Annotated in this window: 6 protein-coding genes and 1 pseudogene; 3 read left to right on the forward strand and 4 right to left on the reverse strand. The window is 51.0% G+C overall.

What is annotated here, in order from left to right:
• Positions 1-1,804, reverse strand: a 1,804-nt coding sequence (locus ACR0I7_RS19820; RefSeq protein WP_480514069.1) for a beta strand repeat-containing protein, incomplete at its 3' end; no start/stop codon positions are given.
• A gap of 200 nt (positions 1,805-2,004) precedes the next feature.
• Positions 2,005-2,370 (reverse strand): hypothetical protein, encoded by a 366-nt coding sequence (locus tag ACR0I7_RS19825; protein ID WP_480514071.1) that lies wholly within the window; start codon positions 2,368-2,370, stop codon positions 2,005-2,007.
• A 460-nt stretch (positions 2,371-2,830) separates the two neighbouring features.
• Here ACR0I7_RS19825 and ACR0I7_RS19830 point away from each other — a divergent pair.
• A pseudogene (locus ACR0I7_RS19830) lies at positions 2,831-3,073 on the forward strand (Stf0 family sulfotransferase); the annotation flags it as partial.
• 181 nt (positions 3,074-3,254) lie between these two features.
• On the opposite strand, the gene ACR0I7_RS19835 reads toward ACR0I7_RS19830, so the two are convergent.
• Entirely contained in the window at positions 3,255-3,890 is a 636-nt protein-coding gene (locus ACR0I7_RS19835; RefSeq protein WP_480514073.1) for a bestrophin-like domain, read from the reverse strand.
• A gap of 268 nt (positions 3,891-4,158) precedes the next feature.
• Positions 4,159-4,602, reverse strand: a complete 444-nt coding sequence (locus ACR0I7_RS19840) for an N-acetyltransferase family protein (protein WP_480514075.1) — start codon at positions 4,600-4,602, stop codon at positions 4,159-4,161.
• A gap of 1,128 nt (positions 4,603-5,730) precedes the next feature.
• Here ACR0I7_RS19840 and ACR0I7_RS19845 point away from each other — a divergent pair.
• Together ACR0I7_RS19845 and ACR0I7_RS19850 are read left to right on the forward strand one after the other, a co-directional pair.
• On the forward strand, positions 5,731-6,657 hold the full coding sequence (locus ACR0I7_RS19845; RefSeq protein WP_480514077.1) for a hypothetical protein: 927 nt from the start codon (positions 5,731-5,733) through the stop codon (positions 6,655-6,657).
• Positions 6,654-7,154: a hypothetical protein gene (locus ACR0I7_RS19850; RefSeq protein ID WP_480514079.1), complete on the forward strand. Its 501-nt coding sequence runs from the start codon at positions 6,654-6,656 to the stop codon at positions 7,152-7,154. The genes ACR0I7_RS19845 and ACR0I7_RS19850 overlap by 4 nt, the downstream gene beginning before the upstream one ends.
• Positions 7,155-7,161: the final 7 nt, after the last annotated feature.

Below are 7,161 nucleotides of genomic sequence, written 5' to 3' on the forward strand. Positions count from 1 at the left end.
CGCCATTGTCCAGATCTCCGGCCAGGTTCAGATCGCCAGTGCCCTGCAGATTGGTGATGCCGTCATTGAGCATATCTCCGTTGGCATTCAGAACACCGTCATCAAGATTGATGGTGCCGCCTCCTGCGGTCGTCAACAGGCCATCCACATTGAAGGTGCCGCCGTCCTGATCCAATTGACCGTTGCCGGTCTGAATCGTAGCGTTGCCTGTCACATTGACTGTGCCTGCATCCAGATTAAACAAACGACTGTTGGTCAGGGTGTCGGTCGTCAGCGTGCTATCTGCACTGGTGACATTGAATGTGCGGGAATTGCTTAGACCACCCGTCACCTGAATTTCACCCGTTCCGCTGAGGTTTGCCGTGCCGTTATTGAACAACCCACTCTGTGCGTCCACCATTCCACCAGACACATTCAGCGTTCCGTTCGATTGATTGCTGAGCGCCCCAGTGGTGGTGGTCAGCGAGCCCCCACTCACGGTCACAACACCTTTGACATTGTTCACAGAGGTGCTTTCCACCACGCCATTACCGTTGACGGTCAAGCGCGCCACTCCGGCAGCATTACCCCCGGCGTTGATAAGCAGCCCACTGCTGCCAATATCCAGAAACCCAGTATTTGATACGGTCACAGCGCTTGTTGTCACAAAGCCGCCATTGGCATGATGCTCTCCGCCTGAGACATTAAATCCCCTCGAATTTGTATTGACGGTCGAACCCGATACGTTCACCACCCCACCGCTCTGGTTCCAGGTGTTTCCGCGCTCATTTCTTACCGAACCAGCATTAACTTCAGCCGACCCGGTTACTGAAATTCCTCCCCTACTGCCAGAACCGTTGCCGCGAATCTGCCCACTCACATTGGTGACGGATGTGCCGGTAAAAGTTAGACCCCCAAAACCAGTGCGTGAGATATTGCCCGCGTTGAATATTCCTCCCTCGATCCGCGGCAAGCTATTTGTGAACCCTGCATTACCTGAGATATTGACCGCCCCCCCGCTTTGGGTCCAACTGGAAAAGGTAGGGTTCGAGACAGAGCCTGCATTCAATGTACCACCGGTAATCAGCACAGTTGCCCGCTGATTCCTCGGACCGGTACCATTAGCAATGCTTCCCGTCACATTAATGACGCCACCATCATCAACACGCAGAACAGCTCCCGCGCGGTTCTGTATGCCACCATTGGCATTGAACGTTCCCCCTGAAGACACTCGAATTATTGACCCACCACTGATATTTTGAGTTAACCCGTCAGAGGTCAGGCTTCCCCCCGTGATCAACGCATCAGAGCCGCCTTGATTGAGGAAGTTTCCCGCACTGACATCACCGTCATCAATGTCCAACTGTACGCCACCACCCGAGGTGAGCAATTCACCGGCTATATCGGTAGCACCTGTACCGGTGCTGATCACCTGCCCGGTTACTCCCCCACCAATGGTTATGGTGCCCGCACCGGTGTTGGCGGCACCTCCGGTGTTTCCTGAAAAATTGATGGATCCGGTTGAGCTATTAGTCAATACGCCGGTAATACCGAAGCCGCCAGCACCAATGACCGAGGTGCCCGTGCTGGAATAGTTGAGGTTACTGATATTGTTGGTTAGTGACCCGGTAACATCGAAGGCACCACCGATGAAGGCATTGTCACCGGCCGCTGGAACCAGATCGGTATCCCAGTTTACCGCCGTACCCCAATCGCCTGTGCTAGCGTCGTTATCGAAGGTAAGATCGGCTGCCGATACCTCAATAACCTGCCCACACATCAATATCACTACCCAGAACGTCAGCCCATAACTTGCCTTGGCCATTTTACCGCCAGCCGCTGGTGCAAGTATCGCGCCAGTGATCGCAGCGGACGTAAAAACGTGTTTGCCTCGTTTGAAAATGCGGCCTCCGCGTGAAAGGTGGCCTGTTTTTTTGTTTATGTACTCTAGTACCATTTACTCGTTAATTCCTCTTTTGGGTCTCGGCATCGGATAGATGATCGCTCCCGGATGCCGCACAAATGTCATCCAGTGTTCCAAAGTGATGTCGGCTTGGAGCGAGTCTCAGTCAGCTTGCCCCGCTGTTCGGCCGTTATCGCACCGAGCGGTCTGAAGCGCGGGGATCGCAAGTCAAGGCAACGATTTGATGGTGCGAATATCGGCCAGAGCTTCTCCGAAGGTTTTGCGCGGGACAGCACAGGTATGGTGGAGGAGGATCTTCCCGGCGTAGCGCCCGAGGTGCAGGCCTTCGAAGCAGTAGCTGATTTTAGATTGCACGCATTACGTGTCTGTTCAAAACCAATACCGGTTAATAACAACGATGAAAAATCAATGATCTGGCTATCTGCCGAAAGGTCTTTGTGTACCGTTGGCTGTTTATCTACTGTCATGTCTACTATCGCGAGCGAACCGGAACAAAGCGCGAGCATTTTCGAACTGGTAAGGAAGTGGGTAAAATGCCGTAACGTCATGTCTTGCGTTTGCTGCGCAAATCCCAGACACACTTGTCACGTTGACTATGGGCAAGCATTCGTGATTCACTCGAAGCGATCTCCCTGAATACGAGCCCCCACCCTATGATTCACGTTAGAGGATAACGACGCTTGACGTTATCCGGATAGCGAAATGAAAACCGTCAAACCTTCCACAGACTGCGCTAAAAGCCCGCTCCATTGTCCAATTTGCGCAATTCCGCTTTCCGTCAGCCATACGTGCCGGGAAAAAGCTGAAAGTAAGCCACCGAACGCAAACTTACACGATACAGATCTAAGGAAGGGCTGGTCTCTATGTCGGTAAAATGGGCAGCGCAAGACAATCGAGAATTGAAGATGCCCAAGCAAGCGCCCGCTCACTTATGATCGAATAGCAATCGGTAAGCTTGTCGCCGAAATGGAGGATCATAACGCTGGCTGGGAATCATGGTTTCAGGAAAATAGTGTTTCTCCGATGCGACTGACTTACGAGCACTTGGCTCAAAACCCAAATAGGGAGCTGAAGCGTGTTCTTGATTACATCAATGTTCCGCTCAAATACGCTGAAGGAATACAACCGAAAACGGCTAGAATGGCAGATGAAGTCAATCAAAATGGGTAGATCGATATAGAAGTGAAACAGGTTAAGCCTCGATTGCTCTGTTCAGTTGTATCCGCACTTCGAAGCGGCCATCGGTGCAGTCGCAGCGAAATTCGGGAAGGTACGGCTTCTATACAGTTGGCAGCCGTCTCTATGAAGGTCCGCTATTTACGGCGTGCAAATAATCCGGAAATCGCCACTCTTAATCGCTCTTTACCAAATCTAAGCCGTCAGCTGCCATCTCTCGTACCTCGGTGGTCAAGAACCGTTCGAAACCGGATGTTGGAGCCCGTCCAGGCGCTTCAAACGGATTGGAAAAAGAAACGGTCATGAACAGGATCAACCCGGAATAGGCTGCAAACATGGAGACTAGTGTCAAATTCAGTGCTGTCGCAGGCCATGTAAAAAAAGCCGCTGATATTAGAACAATACCCACAAGAGCAGCCATACTGAACAAAGCTCTTGATGACCCAAGCGCCGCATTCTCGCGCCGTTCCCGCAGTTCAGATATCTCTCGAACATCTTCAAGCATGAATTGGTGCAAACGGGTTTGTTTGGAGGTTTCAGGGGTCATCTGCAGCAACAGGACATATCCTGTCTCCCAATGTTGCCATACCAGTTCCGAAAGCTCTTTTTCACTGGCGAGTTGTGGCCATTCTTCGTTCGTGACGGTCAAGGCATATCGGGCAAAGCTTTGCCGCAAAGCATGTGTTTCGATATGCCCGTAACGCTCGGCATCATGGTAGATGTCGCTGACCAGTGAAGCCTCTCGCGCTGCCGCTTGGGTAACATTGCGCACCCCCGCCAGGTCCTGCGCAAATACAAGCGCCAGAACCAATCCGTGCAAGGTAAGCGTTGCATCTGACCCCTAAATTGGCATCTTCTCGCATAGGCATCTAAGGCCTATATTGGCGCTACGCGCCAATAAGGAAACTAATATTTGTGTCCGTTCGGCCCATACCACACCTCCGCTTGCCTCTTCGGATGCTGCGGCGCGGCCCGCCAAACCGGCCATTCGCTGCAATAGCAAAATTACGTGCGCGACGAACTGGAAGTTCGCGGACAAAGCGGGCTTTCACTGCACGAAAATCAAGTTCTGATTTGTCTCAGGATTTTTGGAGGGTCTTTCGGTAGACGAAGAATTCGGTGTTTGTTGCAACGTCGTCGTATAGCCGCATAGCCGTCCTATTGTTCGAATGCGTATGCCAATAAACACCGATCGTTCCGGCCTGCTTGGCTCTTTCATAAAACTCGACGATTAGCCTGCGGCCGATCCCCTTGCCTCGAAGTGCGGGCGCCGAGAACAGGTCTTGCAGGTAGCAGGTGTTTTCGATCGTTATGGTATTCCGATGGAATACAAAGTGAGCGAAACCAACGATTTGCCCCTCGCTTTCCGCAACAAGGCAATGGATCGGTTCGTTAGGGTTTAGGAGCCGACTCCATGTAGATCGAACGATCTTCTCGGGGAGCGCAGTTTCCCCGCTTCTGCCGTAGAACTCGTTGTACTGGTCCCACAATGGTCGCCATTGATCGTAGTCTACGTCGAACACATCCCGGACCAAGATATTGTTTTTCAAAATGCATGCCTTTGAGTTTCAAATCTTCTTAACCGGACATTAGCCGCAGCGCAGGAAACTGTCACTCTGGGCTCGCAGCCGCCATTGGAACTGGTGCCACATATGCTTGCATGATGAAGCCCGCTTGGATGAGGACGGCCCATACCGGACTTTGCGCAGGTCGATTAGTTTCTGCGGTCGCAGTCCGCATTCAAGTCATTCGCTGCATGTGCAAAATTTAGCGCTGTTCGAGATCAAAGACCGGGGCAAAGCCCGGTTTACAGACTTTGTAATGTATTCGACAAAGATTCACGCAGTAAGAAAAATCGGGTCGGGCTTGTCGCAACCGTAGAGTTTCTTTTCTCTGTGACGTTGCCTCAACCTTATTCTCGGACCCTGAGGCCCGTTCGAGGATATCCAGCAGGCTCTTACTGGGCGGCGTCCCGTCCAACGCCCGGAAGGCAACAGATTGCAGGCGATGACGCACTCTGGTTTTGTACAGCCTTCATAGACGGCTCATAGGAAGCTCTGCGAGCCAGAGAGCATCGCGTTCAACATCCTGAATGTTCGACCAAATGCGATCAACCAGAAGATAAATAGTTGACCACAATAACAATCTGTGCATGCATGTACGTATTGCGTTTGTGATATCCAGCGGAGCGATCATTGATGAACTTCTTTAGGATAATAATGCACCGTAAATCTCTCGATTTGCATAGTGTTTTTCGCTTTAAGTGATCCATGTGCCAATGCACACGTCTAAGAAAGCCTTTGTTTTGAAGGTGACGAGTGGGTTGCCATGACAGAATTCGCTGAAAATACTTGAGACAGCATGGCCTATCCCGAGAAGCGATCCTGATTATGACGCCCATGAAGCCGCCACTTTTTGTGATAGAATAGAAAAGTGATTCAGTGCCGTCTATTGTTGGGGTGGCACTACGATCTCCATGCTTGGCAATAGGTAAATTTGGAACACCCCGCGAAGTTGGCGTGTTCGCTCTGCCCAATGAGGCTATCTATGATTGCCATATACAAATGTAGACTCTGATCCAATTTACAAGGAATCAAAGACGACAGCGGTTGGCGGGCCCTAGTTGAAAAGTTAGCGAGGCGTAATTGAGAATGAAAACCCATAAACTCTTCCGTTTTATACTTTTAGCTGCGCTCTTGCTCATCGCTCTTGTTTTTCTTTCGAAGCGATTTGGAGGGCAAAAGGAAATAGGCGCTGAACCCGAGCTGCCTGCAGGGTATTCATATTGGTCCGAACTTTGCCAGATCACGGACTGTAAACAATACCCGGTCGGGTACAACACCTACGCTTTTGGACCTCATACCTACTATTTTCCGAACATTCGCACAATGACTGACAAGCCGCCCACTCTTGCTGGAGGCGTCAGGGCTGGTCGTTTTTTGGACTTGTCCGATGACGGAACAATACGCCGATCTTTTAGTGATGCGCGAAGTTTGAAGATTGCGCATTGCTGTCACTATCTGGCCGAATTCTACGGTATCGCTGATGACTTTCCCTCCTTTCGCAGTCAAAGCAATGCCCACCGGATGCCAGCTGCAATAACGTCCATCTCAAGGTACGATCATCCAGCTATGAATAATTCGATCAGGCGCGGGTTCGGTCGTGACTTTGGTGATTTTCCACGCATTGAAGACGTCGTTTCGCCCGCTGCACCTTCTTACAACGACGACTTTTGGGTCGTTAACGTAGAAGAAATCAACTCGCAGGGCTTCCGGCCGTTCCGGCTTTTATCGAAACAGCCTTTGTTTCATGGGCGACACATCTTCGCATGGTGCGATGAACTTTGTTCGTTTGGAACCATGTCCTTTGCGAGAGATGAGAATGAAACACGTCCGCACATATCTTTGCGTTGGATGGTGATGACAGGAGAGAACATGTTCCTTTGTTCAGCTGAGGAGCTTGAACTCGGATGTGACCCGTCCCCGGAAGCCTTCGACAAGGTGCCGGTCATGTTGTCGGTCCTCGAGGGCATGTTTGAAACCGCCGAGATTTTACCACAGAAGGAAGTAGTTGAATGACAACACTTCAATTTACTGATGAGCAGCGTAAGCTATTAGAAATTCTTCAGGGCGCACTTCCCTCTTCGGCTCAAGCATCCTCAATATCAACGGTAGCAGATTTACTGGCTGGCGTCAGCGCAGCAGTTGCCACTGGCGAATTGCCGGGCACGATATTGATACCTACAGGTTCAACCACTGTGTCCATCGATACCGTGGATTACATGCGACAGATTCTTTTGAAGAACGCTGATTTGGTGACGCAAGGCACGGTAGACACGACCGAAAATCGCCAAATCTCGTTCTATGATGGGTACTCATTGATCCTTGAATTCATAAGCGTCAAAGGCAGTGACGGTTATGCCGCCAGAGATTCTCAAGGTAACTTGTTGGGCAACGATCCCACAGTGGACGTGACCCAGCCCCTTGATCCGGGCCGTTTGGATGTAGAATCCGTTCCTGTTTCTTTCTCGTGTTTAGGTTGCGGTCAAGGCCTGCTGAGCGGAGCCGTTGCGTAGCTCAAGC

It is taken from the genome of Ruegeria sp. AM1 (genome assembly GCF_056540745.1).

Bases quoted from the DNA above. Each gene is read 5' to 3' on its own strand.
- ACR0I7_RS19850 (WP_480514079.1), top strand. From the start codon at position 6,654: ATGACAACACTTCAATTTACTGATGAGCAGCGTAAGCTATTAGAAATT.
- ACR0I7_RS19825 (WP_480514071.1), bottom strand. From the start codon at position 2,370: ATGACAGTAGATAAACAGCCAACGGTACACAAAGACCTTTCGGCAGAT.
- ACR0I7_RS19845 (WP_480514077.1), top strand. From the start codon at position 5,731: ATGAAAACCCATAAACTCTTCCGTTTTATACTTTTAGCTGCGCTCTTG.